A 13,731-nucleotide genomic window follows, 5' to 3' on the forward strand; every position below is an offset into this window, starting at 1 on the left:
GAGGGACGGAAACATGGCCAGAAAAGGGAGTTTTAGGTTGTCGCTCCTATTTTAGAAAAGTTGATCTGAATGTGGCGAGATTCGCTCCAAAAATCAAAAAGTCGCTCCAGAGCCCATAATTATGGCAAAAGGTCGCTACTACGCAAAGCAAACTCGATCAATTTTATGGCAATTTAGGCCGTACGTCCGATTGCAACATATCAGCAGGGTTGGGTTGGAAACGGCGAGACTCCCGCGGGAGAAAGAGGTAGGTGAGACCCCGGAGGGAGCAAAGCGACTGAGAAGGCTCACCAGCTCGCCCGCAGGACGCGAGTTGTTTCCAACCCAACCCTATTCCCAGTTAAAGGATCGGACCCATCCTCCCAAAACTATCTCGAATCCAAGTCTTCAACATAATGGTGCTTATATGGAAGCACATAAATCTATTTCAAGTTTATATCAACAACAAACTTTAACACAGCCTTTTAGTTAGAAATAATGACATTATAGGAATATTGTAATTGTTAAAATATGGACTCACCATTTAAAATGTAAGAATATGATAGATTTTCTTAAAATATGGGTAATAGATTAGTAGGATATGCATCGTACTAACCAAGATTTACATAAGCAATAGGGTGGTGAGATAAATGAAATTTATAAATATTATGTTATGGATATCAGGCATAACGCTACTAACCGTTACCATTGGTATGATAGGTTTAATTATCTGGGTGAACGTAGGATGAAGGGAAGCATAATAGAACACAAGTAACAATAGACAGTACACAACACACTTAATTGTTTTCATTGCTTACGATTCTACCAAGGAGTAGAGTAATGAGTAATGGTAGATGTTTCAACATTTAATAGAAGGAAGGTGCAAAATGAATTTATATCAATCTCTTTCAAAATACGAGCCTTACAATGAACAAGAAGAGAAAGATAAAAAAATTATGCTGCAATGTTTGGAGCAATATGATGATCTTTATACAAGAGAGAATGAACTTATTCATATAACGAGCTCTGCCTTTGTTGTAAATAGAGATAGGGACAAGTCATTGATGGTACATCATAATATTTATAACTCATGGTCTTGGACTGGTGGACATGCTGATGGGGATAAAGATTTAATATACGTGGCGAAAAAAGAAGTCATGGAGGAAACGGGACTAGAGGATATAAAAGTAGTTAGTGAAGATTTTGCGTCCATAGATATGCTGCCAGTACTAGGGCATAGGAAAAATGGTATGTATGTAGCTCCTCATTTGCATATGTCAATCGCTTATATAGTAGAAGCTAGGGAGGATGAAGAAGTAACCATCAAGCCAGATGAAAATAGCGATGTACGATGGATTCCTTTTGATGAAGTTACCACCTTTTCTAGCGAAGAGCATATGAATTATTTGTATAATAAAATTATGTCTAAAATCAAAGAGTTTAATCTATAATCCTACATAGAAAACAATATATGAATAAGTTAATAGGTAGGTTTTATGTTTTGGCATAAAAAAGAACTTCCGTTTTGTGGAAGTTCTTTTTTATCGTCTAGCGTAACTATTAACGGCTCGACGCTACGTCACGTAGAAACATCGAACCAACCCACGTCGTATGGGCAGCAGTTTGTACGTCGCTAGCGGGGTTCCCTGAGCATTTGTTACCATACAAATTAATCAAACTATCACTCGATTAATCTGTAGCAGATATCTTTGAATGCTTATTCCTGTAATCTATATAAAGCCATAAAACTAGTAAGCTCAAAAGAACCGCCATAGTCAATGGTTCTAACCACAAATTTCTCACATTTACATTCACCCCCAAAACCATTATGACAATTGAAATAACAGGAGCCATTACATAATAGGGGATAGAATTATAAAACCAGCCGTAAGGGAAAAAATGAGCACCTGTTATAATAGCAAATAACATGACAGCCTCACTTGGACTTTTGGTGATTCCCCAAATAAGTATAGGAAAATAGATGATCTGTGCAATGTTTAAAAGTAAACCTAAGTTTCCCAACGGGTTATCTTTAAGCTTCCAATCTGCTTTAATGAATGTGGAAATAGCAACGGACAATGGGAACATTAAACCAGTTGCATACAACATGTATATATTTTTTTGGTTGATTTCGATGGATTGAGCAAAAATTGCGGTAATGATTAACCAAATGATAACAGCGGATAGTAAAAAACCTATCCCATTTTTCCCCCTAATGGATAGCTCATTTCTTATCTTGTTAATTTCCACAAAAACTCTCCTTCCATTATTTATCCTAATTAAAAATAAACGACGTGTGTTTAATGTTATATTTAGCTTTAACCATAGGCTCTCAAACTTTATGTAAGTCTTTCTCAAGGTTACCATGGTGTACGGAGCTTTACTAAAATATATTGTGATTCCTTAAATAAATTCCCAATTTGCGTACCGTGTTTTTAAATCACCCTTTTGTATAGAGGCTCTTTCAAAGTTGAGCGAACAGAATACAGATAAATAAAAGGGAATCCTATCAAAATAGAATTCCCTTACCAAAATATCCTTTTTATTTAATAACTAAGACAGGGCAATGAGAATGCTGTACTACATTATGACTTACACTACCTAGGAATAATTCTTTGACATTTCCCAGTCCTCGACTTCCGATGATAATCAACTCTATGTCATGTTGTTTTGCATACTTGCAAATTTCAGCTCCGGCATTTCCTACTAACACTTCTGTTGTAATGTTTTCTGTGAATCCATGAAATTCACTTTCTACTTTTTCGAGCTCTAGTCTGGATTCATTTACAAGGTCTTCTTCAATACTTTTATAAACGGCCTTATTTGTAAATGGTCCAGTTGGGTTAATAACGGTGATGATATGAACATCTGCGTGGAATTCTTCTGCTTTTTTTCTTGCTTCTTGTAATGCTTGTTTACTTAAAGCTGAGCCATCATAAGCAACTAGAATTTTTTGCATTGTATATTCCACCTTTCTAGTAGCAAAGTTTTATTTCCTTACTATTATTCTAACATAAATCACTTCATTTTTCGTAGAATTCAGACAATAGATAATGACAGTTGTGTGAAGGTTATAGCTTTTGCTTTATGCGTTAACTATGCTTGTGTCGGTATAATTCTTGATATTCAATTGCTGAATGAGGGACATCTGTAAAAATACCATCGCATTTTAATTTATAACATCGCATGATTCTTGATGGACGATTTACAGTATAAATGCGAAGAGAAAGGTCTTGGTCCTGACAATCCTCTACTAATTTTTTTGTAAGAAGCGAATACTTTGCGTGAAGTGCACTTGCTCCAACTTGTTTCACATAAGATAGAGCATTTCTGGATCTCTGTGATAACAATAAAGCTGTTTCTATTTCATTTGTCAATTTTCCAAAACGTTTCACACTATTAGGGTTAAAGCTAGAGATGATGACTCGGGATTGTAAATTAAATGCTTTAATGTACTCATAAACAATCGATTCTATATTGCTATAATCAATAATATTATTCTTAAGTTCAATGTTTATATAGATGGATTGATCTTGAGCCCATGTTAAAAACTCTTCTAATGTTACGAGAGAGGTACCTTGGTATTTAGGAGCAAACCAGGAGCCTGCATCTAAAGTTTTTAATTCGTTATATGTATGGTCCTTTACATAGCCAGACCCATTTGTTGTACGATGCAATGTTTCATCATGAATGAGGACTGGGATGTTATCTTTGGTTAACTGTACATCTGTTTCTATACCTTCAGCACCTACGTTGATGGCCAATTCAAAGGCTGGCATTGTATTTTCTGGTGCGAAGTGACTTGCTCCTCGATGAGCGAATATCGATGTATTCATTTGGGGCACCTCCAACTTATAAATCCATTTTGATTTTCTGTCATCTATCAATATTTGTCAATTTTGACGCATACTTATATTTATAAACCTAATCAGCAAAAAGTGACAAGATGTGATAGGATATAAAATGTCTGAAAATTTAATCGTGATAAAGAAGTAATGTGACTTCTTTCATCATACCATGAAGTAAGCATGTGAAGTGAGGTGGCTGTGATGAAACAGTGGCAAACAAAAGAAGAACTCGTTGACCTATTGTGCTCGTTAGTGGAGTACCCAAGTATTACAGGAAGTGAAGCTGAAATTGCACTAGTAGAATACTTGTACCATCAGCTATCAGAACGAACTTATTTCCAATCCAATCCTGAGCATCTGAAGTTGCATCCTCTAAAGGATGGAAGAAGGTTGTTAACAGGATTAGTCAAGAAAGGCAATACATCTGACACCATCATATTGCTTAGTCACTTTGATGTAGTAGGAGTAGACGATTTTGGCTCAAAGAAGAATCTATCCTTTCATCCAAAAGCATTAACAGCTGATTATCATCGATATCGTGATGAACTTCCCGATTCCGTACAAAGCGATTTGGAAGATGGAGAGTGGTTGTTCGGTAGAGGTGTTATGGATATGAAAGCTGGTTTATCGTTGCATATGTCCATGCTTGAAAAAGCAATGGATGGAGAATTCGAAGGGAATATACTATTGCTTACAGTTCCAGATGAAGAGGCGAATTCACTCGGCATGCTAAGTGCATTACCTGCTCTTCAACAAATGAAGGAACAAGAGAATTTAACATTTCGAGCTTGCTTGAATGGGGAGCCGATGTTTAGTCAATATCCAGGTGACCCTCATAATTATGTTTACTCAGGATCTATAGGAAAAGTATTACCAGGCTTTTTCTGCTATGGGAAAGAAACACATGTGGGGGAACCGTTCGCTGGGTTGAATGCCAACTTAATGGTGAGCTATCTAGCTCAAGAGCTTGAGTTAAATGAGGCATTTATTGAAACGGTAGGGGAGGAAACAACGCCACCACCAGTCAGTTTAATGCAACGGGACCTGAAAGAGGAATATTCCGTACAAACACCTCAAGCTGCTGTAGCGATGTATAATGTCCTTTATTTAAAACAGTCAGTAAAAGACATTAATGAAAAACTATTGCGAGCAGCTGACAGGGCTAGTGAACATATAACTTCTCATTATAATTCAAAAGCAAAAGCCTTCCACAAAGAGAAAGCAGGGATCGTATTTCCTGAGATGAACGTTCGAGTCTTAATGTATGAGGAGTTAGTTGAGGAAGCAGTTTCCCGTTTTGGTCGTCGTGAAGTGGAACGAAGAGAGAACTTATTAATGAATCAGCGAGAAAAAGGGGACCGGGAATTTTCTACACTATTGGTTCATGAACTAGCATCATTGTGCAAAGATTTAGCTCCAATGATTGTGTTGTTTTATAGTCCTCCATTTTATCCAGCTGTTTCGTCCAAACAAGATCCATATATAGAAGAAACATTAAATAACGTTATGAAATTTACTAAGAAACATTACAAAGTAGAACTAGAGGAAATTGAATTTTTCCCAGGTTTATCCGACTTGAGCTTTATAGGACCAACGACTTCCCAAACCACATTGGGTACTCTAATGGATAACATGCCTTTAAAAGGGAAGGGATATGATCTTACCGAAGGGATGCTTCAAACTTTACAAATGCCAATTTTAAATGTTGGCCCCCGCGGGAAGGACCCTCACCAATGGACGGAAAGGTTGGAGTTATCGTATAGCTTTGAATACCTACCTCATATTTTAACGGATACGATTCATCATTTATTGAGGAAATAATGTTGCAACACCTACAAGCCTATAGTTGCATAAACACTTAAAAAAGCTCCAGTCTCTTTTGAAAGAGACCGGAGCTTTTCTTTAATTAGACCACATGTCTTGATTGAATTCAATTCCTGTTCCAGGTCCAATAGGAATACCAAATGCTACCCAAATGATTAGCATTAGAACCCAGGCGATGAAGAATGCAATGGAATAAGGTAACATCGTAGAAATTAAGGTACCTATACCAACATTCTTATCGTATTTTTGCGCAAATGCTATCACGATCGCAAAATACGTCATGAGTGGTGAAATGACGTTTGTAGTAGAGTCTGCTATACGATAAATTAACGTTGTAAATTCAGGGGAGTAGCCAATCCGCATCATAATGGGAACGAAAACGGGTGCCATGATGGCCCATTTTGCTGACGCACTTCCCATAAATAAGTTAATAAATGCAGCTACAATGATAAATAGAAGAATAACCCTGAAATCTTCCATTCCTGTTGTCTTCAGGAACTCTGCCCCTTTAATGGCAATGATGCGGCCAATATTAGTTTTACTAAAATAAGCGACAAATTGAGCTGCAAAGAAAGAAAGGACCACAAAGGAACCCATCGTTTCCATTGTTTTCGTCAATTGGTTCGCTACATCTTTATCGTTTGTAATGTTTTTCGTTACCATCCCGTACACTATACCTGGTACAAAGAAGGCGATGAAAATACTAGGGACAAGATTAAAGAAGAATGGAGATTGTAAAAATTCATCTCCTCGTAAAGGTCCCCAACTTGGCACAATTAATAAGGATAATAGACCAAGTGTTACAAGTAAGGAAAGGAAAGAAAGTATTAGTCCTTTTTTCTCGGTTTTCGTAAGGTAGTTGATTTCTTCTTCTACTTCCCCTTCATAGTTACCTAAACGAGGTTCTACAAAGCGGCTTGTTACCCAAGTTCCTACTGCAGTTAGCAAGAATACAGATGCAACCATAAAGAAATAGTTCATCGTGTATGTTATTTCACTAGCGTAAGATGCGTAAATGGATCCCTCTACAGCTTTCACTGTCAGTTCAGCTAGTAATGGGTCTAGAGCAGTTAAGGATAAGTTGGCACTGAAGCCTGCTGACACACCAGCAAATGCTGCAGCTAGTCCAGCTAAAGGGTGTCGCCCAAGCCCTGCGTATAACAACGCTCCTAGTGGTACCACAACTACATACCCTGCGTCCGCGGCCATACTAGACATGATACCTGCGAAGACGAGAGAAGCGGTAATGAGGTAACTTGGAACAGATGTTACCATACCTCGTAGCATGGCCCCAATAAGTCCAGAACGTTCAGCGATCCCTATACCAAGCATTGTTACAAGTACCGTACCTAGTGGTGCGAAACCTGTGAAATTGCTGACGAAACTTTCAAAGATGTATTTAATTCCTTCTGCGGACATGAGATTAAAGACTTCAACGGTTTCATCTTTAATCGGATCCTCCACAGAAACGTTTAACGCGGCCATAAGTCCTGAAGCAAGTACGATTAGAACTGCGAATATGGCAAAAATCGTTGCTGGATGAGGAAGCTTATTTCCGACCCGTTCAATGAAGTCTAAAGCTTTCATAATCCAACCACGTTGTTGGGTGTTATCCATGAATTGGACCTCCTTTTAACTAATTTTCAAACATTTTTAGTGATTAAAGCACTACAGCATTATATAAAAATCTCACAACCAACGAAAGGAATATTCAAAAATCCGGAATACAATGAAAATTAATAATAGTTTTTCTAGTGAAATATTTGGTGTGAAGTACTTTTCATTCTTAAAGAAACTCATCTAGTTTAAAGCTCACTTTAGTATGACAAAACATTCCAAAGAAGGTACAATAGAAGTAGACTGAATGATCATTCATTATATTGGAGGACGCTTATGATACACACAACAGATACCATCCATCAACTAACGGTTCCTACTCCTTTTGGTGTTGGAGATGTTCATATGTATGTGCTAAAAGGGGAGACGCTAACTCTTGTTGATGCTGGTATTAAAACCGAAGAGGCATGGAAGGTTTTTGTCCATGGACTACAAGAGCTAGGATACACTCCTGAAGATGTGGAACAGGTTATGTTAACGCATCATCATCCGGATCATATCGGCTTGTTGGATCGATTTTCGAACCTGAAAGGCATCTATGGTCATGAAGACAATCGTCGTTGGCTTGAAAGAGATGAAGCTTTTTTGAATCGCTATCATTCATTCTTTTACGACTTATATAGTAAGTTCGGAGTGAGCGAGGAGTATAAATCGTTTTTTAAGCATTTACGAGACCCTTTAAAATATGTTCCGTTCGGCACATTAACAGGCTCTCTTGTAGAAGGGGATGGTCTCCCGGGACATGAGGATTGGGAGGTGCTGGAAACTCCGGGCCACGCAGAAAGCCATTTGTCGTTCTATCGCAAACAAGATGGAAAGATGATCTCAGGCGATCATTTGCTTTATCACATTTCCTCCAATCCTTTATTGGAACCACCTCGCAAGCCTGGAGGAGAAAGACCAAAACCATTATTATCTTATCGTCAAACAATGGAGAAATGTTTGCACTACCCTATTAGCGAAGTGCTACCAGGTCACGGTCCCATTTTCACGGGTGTGCATGATATCATTCATACGCGATTTGAAAAGCAAGAGCAGCGTGCAGAAAAAGTGTATGATATGCTCGTTGATAAGCCGTTATCTCCATTTGAGGTTTGCCAAAAGTTGTTTCCAAAACATATAAAGAAAGAATTTGGATTAACCATGTCAGAAACAGTTGGCCAATTGGATTATTTAGAAGCTACTCATCGTGTCCACGTTGAACTTCAAAACGGTGTCGTTTATTATCAAGCAATTTAGTGTATTAGGTGGTCCATGATGAACAATAAATTAAAAGACAAACAAGTTGTAATTACTGGAGCTTCGAGTGGGATTGGGGAGCGAATTGCTTGGCACGTTGCTGAAGCTGGCGGCATACCTATAGTAATCGCTCGAAGGCAAGAAAAGTTAGAAGAGTTGGTAGGAAAACTACCTGTTCGTGGATATTGGTACACGTGTGATCTCGCAGATCCAGAACATGTTCGAACTACGTTTCAATCTATTTACAAAGACCACGGCCAGATTGATGTGCTCGTGAATAATGCCGGATTTGGCGTATTCGAATCGATCAATGATACAGATATGAAGGCATTCCAATCCATGTTCAATGTGAATGTATTAGGTTTAATACAATGTGTGAAAGAAGTGCTCCCACATATGATAGAACATAATCATGGACACATTGTGAATATCGCATCACTTGCAGGGAAGATGTCGACGCCAAAAAGCGCAGGGTACGCATCAACGAAACATGCTGTTATCGGATTTACAAACGCCCTTCGGTTGGAGATGAGCTCATACTCCATTTTTGTCACTGGTGTTAATTTAGGTCCCGTTCGTACGAGTTTTTTTGATACGGCCGATCCAGGAGGGGAGTACCAAGCATCTGTGGAACGCTACATGCTTGATCCAGATTATGTTGCCAGTCGAATCGTTTCTCATCTTTACACATCAAAACGAGAAATCAATATGCCTGGTTGGATGGAAGTTGGTGCAAAGCTATATCAACTTATGCCGGGAGTGATGGAGAAAGTATTTCGAAGCCAGTTTAGTAAAAAATAACGTTTTCCCCCTAATCGAAAAGCACACCCCTTCTATGGAGAAATGGTACGTAGAAGGGGTGTGTTTTTTAAAAAGTAGGATGTACCCTACCAAAGTATTGTAATCGGATCCGCGCAAATACTTTGGTAATCTGCTAACGGACATACAATCTCTTATTTTCTGTAAAAACCCTCTTTTGGAGAGGGTAACGGACATATGGTATCTTATTTGTGAAAAAACACACTACATTAAGGTGATTTAGGCTAAATAGCGTACTGGATGTCCGTTCCGAATGCAAAATAGCCTTCAAATCGAAGAATAAGAGACTGTATGTCCGCTAGCATAGCATCACTTTGTGTTATAATCCATTCCTCGCTTTGTGGATACCATCATTCAGAAAACGCCCCACTCTAATCGGGCCATGTTTTTAGGTTGGTTTTATGTTGCTGCGTGAGGCAGCGGTTATAATCGAACTTCCATGTCCAATTTGTACGTCGCTTAACGGGCGCCCCGAGCTTTTGTTCTTACCCTGTCGAAATTTGGAAACCATCTCCTCTTGATAAAACGAACAAAAGTTCGCATAATAGAAGTAATATATATATACGAACAAACATTCGTTTTTTGGTGAGCGACGTGTTTCGTAAAGGAGGCAACAGAGATGGTAAACCCAACGATTGACTATAGCTCCTTTCCTGATCGAAAAATTTTATGTGTAGATATGAAGAGCTTTTATGCTAGCTGTGCTGCGATAGAGAAAGGGCTTGATCCAATCACGAGTCACATTGCAGTCGTTGCAGATCTCAATCGACCAGGAAGTGTAGTGTTAGCGGCATCTCCTGCTTTGAAGAAAGATTTCGGTATTCGCACAGGGAACAGGCTGTTTGAAATTCCAGAAGATCCGCGGATTCATCTAGTATCTGCGCAGATGCGGATGTATCTGGAAATCTCGACGGAAATAACCAGGCTGTTCCATCGTTATGTTCCTAAAGAGGCGATTCATACGTACAGTGTGGATGAAAGCTTTCTCGATGTAACTGGTACAGAAAAGCTATGGGGAAGTGCTCAAGAGGTAGCAAATATGATTCGGAAGGAACTATTTGAGACATTTCATTTACATTGTGCGATTGGAATTGGGCCGAACATGTTATTATCGAAGCTTTGTCTGGATTTAGATGCCAAGAAAAAAGGAGTGGAAGAATGGACCTACAATGATATTAGAAAAAAACTATGGCCTGTATCTCCTTTAAGTGAAATGTGGGGGATTGGCTCACGTATGGAGAGGCGGTTGAATCGATTAGGCATTACGACTGTTGGCCAGTTAGCCAACTTCCCACTTGAGCAACTTGAGAAAATTTTTGGGGTGATGGGGAACCAGCTCTATTATCACGCCAATGGTGTGGATTTATCAGAGCTTGGTGCGCCGATTATGCAAGGTCAGATTAGCTTCGGAAAAAGCCAGATTCTCATGCGGGATTATCCAGATCCAAATGAAGTACGCTATGTGATTTTAGAAATGTGTGAGGAAGTATCCAAACGAGCGCGAACGAGCCATAAAGCCGGTCGAACCATTAGTCTTGGGCTAGGGTATAGCCAAGATGAAGGAGGAGGATTCCATCGCTCCAAATCCATAGATGTGCCTACAAATATCACCCAAGAGGTATATGATGTATGCATGCAATTGTTCGATGAATTCTACAGTAATCAAACGGTGAGGAAGATTTCCATTACGTTATCAAACATAACGGAAGATGAGGGCATGCAGTTGAGCTTGTTTGAGCCAGACCGTGATAAAAAACGTGATCTTGGTTACGTAATGGATGAAATTCGTGAAAAATACGGAAGTGATGCTTTGCTGCGCGCCGTTTCATACACGAAAGCTGGTACGGCTAAGCATCGAAGTAAATTAGTAGGTGGTCATTATGCCGAGTAATGCTTAGAGCATCTCTGGAATGTAAGTACTTATTGTATGTTAAACTGATGGCACAACTGAACTAGGAGAGGTTACATGAAAAAGACATTAGATCACATAGGTGTCGCTATTCGGGACATGCAAATGAACATTGATTTTTACGAAAACGTGCTAGGTGCCACACTAATTGATCACTATCGAAGTGACGCAAAAGGTGTAGAAAGTGAAATTGCGATTATGGACATAGACGGGGACCGAACAGAATTGTTGGCTCCTACAAATAATACAACCTCACCAATTGCTCGTTTTATCAAGCAGAATGGAAAAGGGGTTCATCACGTGGCATATCATGTGGGAGACTTGGATGAAGCCTTGAAGGAATTGAAGGAAAAAGGGGTTCGTACCTTGCCAGACTCTTTACGTACGAACAAACATGGTCGACGGTTAATTTATTTAAATCCAGCAGATACAGATGGCACCATCATAGAATATTGTGATTATCCAGAGTCAACTTAATTCTTACCAAGCCCGTACTTCTAAACAGAGGTTGGGCTTGAATTTCATGGTTCCATCATTTCATAGAAAACCCTGACATATGTGATGCATGTCAGGGTGGTAGACGATGTGATTTTGGAAATATTAAGAAGCAGAAGTGAACAACCCAGTGTCAATCAACGCTTGGCGGATGGATTCTTCATTATCCCCTTGAACTTCAACGGTGATTTGTTGACCAGGTTGTAAGGATACTGCAAGGACCCCGAGTAAGCTTTTTGCATCTACGACCCATTGTTCCTTTTTTACTAAAATCGTATCAGGGAATTCACTCATTTTGTTTACAAAGTTACTTGCTGATTCTGCGAATATCGGTTTTTGTACAGTTAATTCCATTAGAAAAAATCCTCCTTTATTAGTAAACTCTACTTTCATTATACTAATAAGTGGTCGAGTTTCCCTGCGTAACGTTCCTATTTTTTATATTTTTGTTAACAGTGCCTGAAAAAGGCAGACTAGAATTGTGCACTCTATCTGAAACGTTTTCATTGCATAATGTAGAGTCTTTTTTTACAATCTTGAAAAGAATTGAAATACATTGAGGTGGTAACGTGCGGTTACACATAACAGAGCAAGCAATAAAACAACTACAACAACTACAGCCAGCTAATTGTTCTATGCTAAGATTATATTATGATACAGATGGTTGCGGGTGTGGAGTGGATGGAATGCCGATTATCCATTTTACAAACCAGCGAACACTTTATGATGAGGAAGTGGAGAACGACCATTACACTGTTATAATTGATGACCAACAAAAGCTATTTTTTGATGATAATATGACGCTAGAATGGAATGGCCAATTATTTCGGTTAAAGAGTCCAAAAGGCATGCTCAATGCTTCCATTTCTTCTAGGGATATTGAAAGAGGAGGTGCCCTGGTTGAGCAAGACGAATAAGAAGCAACAAGATCAGGAAGGAACGTTAAAGGATTTATTAAATGAAGATATGCTTGAACAGCTTCGTTCCAAGAAATCTAATTTAAAGAAGCAGGAAAAGGATCGCCAAGAGGAAGAACAACGTCGTAAAGCAGAAGAACGTAAGCGACGTGAAGCGAATAAAAGTTTTGAAGAACTACTAAATGAAAGCAATTTGGACGATCCGAAGGCATTTAAAGACAAATGAGAAAAGTGGAAGTTGTGCCATATAAACCAGAATGGGAAAAGGAATATATAAAGGAAAAGAACTTGTTGGCACCAATATTCTCCACCCTCCATAGCCGTATTCATCATATTGGAAGTACCAGTGTACCTGGGCTTGCCGCCAAACCAATCATTGATATTCTTATAGAGGTTTTTGACATCAATGAGGTGGATCAACTTAGTTATGGTATGGCAGTGCTCGGTTATGAAGCAAAAGGAGAACACGGTATTCCAAAAAGAAGATTCTTCTTAAAAAATGAAGATGGGCGACGAACGCATCATATACATGTGTTTGAACGAGACACAGAGAATGTAATCCGTCACTTGAGTTTCCGCAATTACCTAGTTGCACATCCTGAAAAAGCTCAGGAGTACATGGAACTTAAGCAACGTCTGGCAGAAGCTAATCCTGAAGATATCGATGCTTATATGGACGGAAAGCATAACTGGATACAAGAGCACGAACGAATTGCGGTAGAGTGGGCAAAGCGTGAATTGTAATAGTCCTCGCTCGAAATGCATAAGATGTGGTATAATACAATCAGATGAAAACAATAAAAACGACCACAGCTGGCACTGTGGTCGCTCGAGTCCGTGTTCTCTTAAACAGAGGATCGGCCCATCCTAAACAAGATAGACCTCCCCTTAACATTTAAGCGTGTAAGGGAGGTCTATTTTTTGTTGATAAACTCAGAGATCAGCTTTACAACTAAGCCAAGCAAACCAACTAAAAAGCTACCAAACGAAAATAATATAACAAACATTTGGTAAGCGTCCAGAGGCATCACCCCCTTTCACAGGGGATTAGCCGACCACCCTTTACGTCAGAAGAGGAACACGA

General features: G+C 39.1%; 15 protein-coding genes. 9 read left to right on the plus strand and 6 right to left on the minus strand.

Going from position 1 to position 13,731, the window contains the following annotated elements; all coding sequences use genetic code 11:
- Nucleotides 1–866 precede the first annotated feature (866 nt).
- Nucleotides 867–1,430, plus strand: coding sequence for an NUDIX hydrolase (locus N782_RS12930; protein WP_036820690.1), 564 nt, complete (start codon nucleotides 867–869; stop codon nucleotides 1,428–1,430).
- 238 nt (nucleotides 1,431–1,668) lie between these two features.
- Here N782_RS12930 and N782_RS12935 read toward each other — a convergent pair whose 3' ends face one another.
- From N782_RS12935 to N782_RS12945, 3 genes are all read right to left on the minus strand, one after another.
- On the minus strand, nucleotides 1,669–2,229 hold the full coding sequence (locus N782_RS12935) for a DUF7010 family protein (protein ID WP_036820693.1): 561 nt from the start codon (nucleotides 2,227–2,229) through the stop codon (nucleotides 1,669–1,671).
- 292 nt (nucleotides 2,230–2,521) lie between these two features.
- Nucleotides 2,522–2,938, minus strand: coding sequence for a universal stress protein (locus N782_RS12940; protein WP_036820695.1), 417 nt, complete (start codon nucleotides 2,936–2,938; stop codon nucleotides 2,522–2,524).
- A 133-nt stretch (nucleotides 2,939–3,071) separates the two neighbouring features.
- On the minus strand, nucleotides 3,072–3,815 hold the full coding sequence (locus N782_RS12945) for a glycerophosphodiester phosphodiesterase (RefSeq protein ID WP_036820698.1): 744 nt from the start codon (nucleotides 3,813–3,815) through the stop codon (nucleotides 3,072–3,074).
- Between the two features lie 213 nt (nucleotides 3,816–4,028).
- Here N782_RS12945 and N782_RS12950 point away from each other — a divergent pair, with 213 nt between their 5' ends.
- Nucleotides 4,029–5,648 carry a M20/M25/M40 family metallo-hydrolase gene (locus N782_RS12950; protein ID WP_036820701.1) on the plus strand — a complete coding sequence of 540 codons (1,620 nt, stop codon included), beginning with the start codon at nucleotides 4,029–4,031 and terminating at the stop codon, nucleotides 5,646–5,648.
- An 81-nt stretch (nucleotides 5,649–5,729) separates the two neighbouring features.
- Here the strand turns inward: N782_RS12950 and N782_RS12955 are convergent, their stop codons facing one another.
- Nucleotides 5,730–7,268 carry an AbgT family transporter gene (locus N782_RS12955; RefSeq protein WP_036820704.1) on the minus strand — a complete coding sequence of 513 codons (1,539 nt, stop codon included), beginning with the start codon at nucleotides 7,266–7,268 and terminating at the stop codon, nucleotides 5,730–5,732.
- Nucleotides 7,269–7,544: 276 nt separating this feature from the next.
- Here N782_RS12955 and N782_RS12960 point away from each other — a divergent pair, with 276 nt between their 5' ends.
- The 4 genes from N782_RS12960 to N782_RS12975 all read left to right on the plus strand — a co-directional run bounded on the left by N782_RS12960 (nucleotide 7,545) and on the right by N782_RS12975 (nucleotide 11,712).
- Nucleotides 7,545–8,507, plus strand: coding sequence for an MBL fold metallo-hydrolase (locus N782_RS12960; protein ID WP_036820706.1), 963 nt, complete (start codon nucleotides 7,545–7,547; stop codon nucleotides 8,505–8,507).
- An 18-nt stretch (nucleotides 8,508–8,525) separates the two neighbouring features.
- Nucleotides 8,526–9,308 (plus strand): SDR family NAD(P)-dependent oxidoreductase, encoded by a 783-nt coding sequence (locus N782_RS12965; RefSeq protein WP_036820709.1) that lies wholly within the window; start codon nucleotides 8,526–8,528, stop codon nucleotides 9,306–9,308.
- Nucleotides 9,309–9,945: 637 nt separating this feature from the next.
- Nucleotides 9,946–11,217 (plus strand): Y-family DNA polymerase, encoded by a 1,272-nt coding sequence (locus tag N782_RS12970; RefSeq protein WP_036820712.1) that lies wholly within the window; start codon nucleotides 9,946–9,948, stop codon nucleotides 11,215–11,217.
- A gap of 75 nt (nucleotides 11,218–11,292) precedes the next feature.
- Nucleotides 11,293–11,712 carry a VOC family protein gene (locus N782_RS12975; RefSeq protein ID WP_036820715.1) on the plus strand — a complete coding sequence of 140 codons (420 nt, stop codon included), beginning with the start codon at nucleotides 11,293–11,295 and terminating at the stop codon, nucleotides 11,710–11,712.
- A 123-nt stretch (nucleotides 11,713–11,835) separates the two neighbouring features.
- Here the strand turns inward: N782_RS12975 and N782_RS12980 are convergent, their stop codons facing one another.
- Entirely contained in the window at nucleotides 11,836–12,084 is a 249-nt protein-coding gene (locus N782_RS12980) for an HPr family phosphocarrier protein (protein ID WP_036820718.1), read from the minus strand.
- A 215-nt stretch (nucleotides 12,085–12,299) separates the two neighbouring features.
- Here N782_RS12980 and N782_RS12985 point away from each other — a divergent pair, with 215 nt between their 5' ends.
- The 3 genes from N782_RS12985 to N782_RS12995 are packed head-to-tail and all read left to right on the plus strand — an operon-like array spanning nucleotide 12,300 to nucleotide 13,391.
- Entirely contained in the window at nucleotides 12,300–12,647 is a 348-nt protein-coding gene (locus N782_RS12985) for an iron-sulfur cluster biosynthesis family protein (RefSeq protein WP_036820719.1), read from the plus strand.
- Entirely contained in the window at nucleotides 12,631–12,873 is a 243-nt protein-coding gene (locus N782_RS12990; protein WP_052111333.1) for a YqkE family protein, read from the plus strand. The genes N782_RS12985 and N782_RS12990 overlap by 17 nt, the downstream gene beginning before the upstream one ends.
- Nucleotides 12,870–13,391 (plus strand): GrpB family protein, encoded by a 522-nt coding sequence (locus N782_RS12995; RefSeq protein WP_036820724.1) that lies wholly within the window; start codon nucleotides 12,870–12,872, stop codon nucleotides 13,389–13,391. Before N782_RS12990 ends, N782_RS12995 begins: the two co-directional genes overlap by 4 nt.
- Before the next feature lie 170 nt (nucleotides 13,392–13,561).
- On the opposite strand, the gene N782_RS22100 is transcribed toward N782_RS12995, so the two are convergent.
- The gene (locus tag N782_RS22100; protein ID WP_337193957.1) at nucleotides 13,562–13,675 is read right to left on the minus strand and encodes a putative holin-like toxin; all 114 of its coding nucleotides are present in this window, start codon (nucleotides 13,673–13,675) and stop codon (nucleotides 13,562–13,564) included.
- Between the last annotated feature and the right edge of the window lie 56 nt (nucleotides 13,676–13,731).

Origin of the sequence: Pontibacillus yanchengensis Y32 (assembly GCF_000770635.1) — a bacterium.
GTDB classification, from domain to species: domain Bacteria; phylum Bacillota; class Bacilli; order Bacillales; family BH030062; genus Pontibacillus; species Pontibacillus yanchengensis.

Excerpts from the sequence above, each read along its gene's own strand:
- N782_RS12930 (WP_036820690.1), top strand. The coding sequence starts at position 867 with ATGAATTTATATCAATCTCTTTCAAAATACGAGCCTTACAATGAACAA.
- N782_RS12940 (WP_036820695.1), bottom strand. The coding sequence starts at position 2,938 with ATGCAAAAAATTCTAGTTGCTTATGATGGCTCAGCTTTAAGTAAACAA.
- N782_RS12945 (WP_036820698.1), bottom strand. The coding sequence starts at position 3,815 with ATGAATACATCGATATTCGCTCATCGAGGAGCAAGTCACTTCGCACCA.
- N782_RS12950 (WP_036820701.1), top strand. The coding sequence starts at position 4,029 with ATGAAACAGTGGCAAACAAAAGAAGAACTCGTTGACCTATTGTGCTCG.
- N782_RS12955 (WP_036820704.1), bottom strand. The coding sequence starts at position 7,268 with ATGGATAACACCCAACAACGTGGTTGGATTATGAAAGCTTTAGACTTC.
- N782_RS12960 (WP_036820706.1), top strand. The coding sequence starts at position 7,545 with ATGATACACACAACAGATACCATCCATCAACTAACGGTTCCTACTCCT.
- N782_RS12965 (WP_036820709.1), top strand. The coding sequence starts at position 8,526 with ATGAACAATAAATTAAAAGACAAACAAGTTGTAATTACTGGAGCTTCG.
- N782_RS12970 (WP_036820712.1), top strand. The coding sequence starts at position 9,946 with ATGGTAAACCCAACGATTGACTATAGCTCCTTTCCTGATCGAAAAATT.
- N782_RS12975 (WP_036820715.1), top strand. The coding sequence starts at position 11,293 with ATGAAAAAGACATTAGATCACATAGGTGTCGCTATTCGGGACATGCAA.
- N782_RS12980 (WP_036820718.1), bottom strand. The coding sequence starts at position 12,084 with ATGGAATTAACTGTACAAAAACCGATATTCGCAGAATCAGCAAGTAAC.
- N782_RS12995 (WP_036820724.1), top strand. The coding sequence starts at position 12,870 with ATGAGAAAAGTGGAAGTTGTGCCATATAAACCAGAATGGGAAAAGGAA.
- N782_RS22100 (WP_337193957.1), bottom strand. The coding sequence starts at position 13,675 with ATGCCTCTGGACGCTTACCAAATGTTTGTTATATTATTTTCGTTTGGT.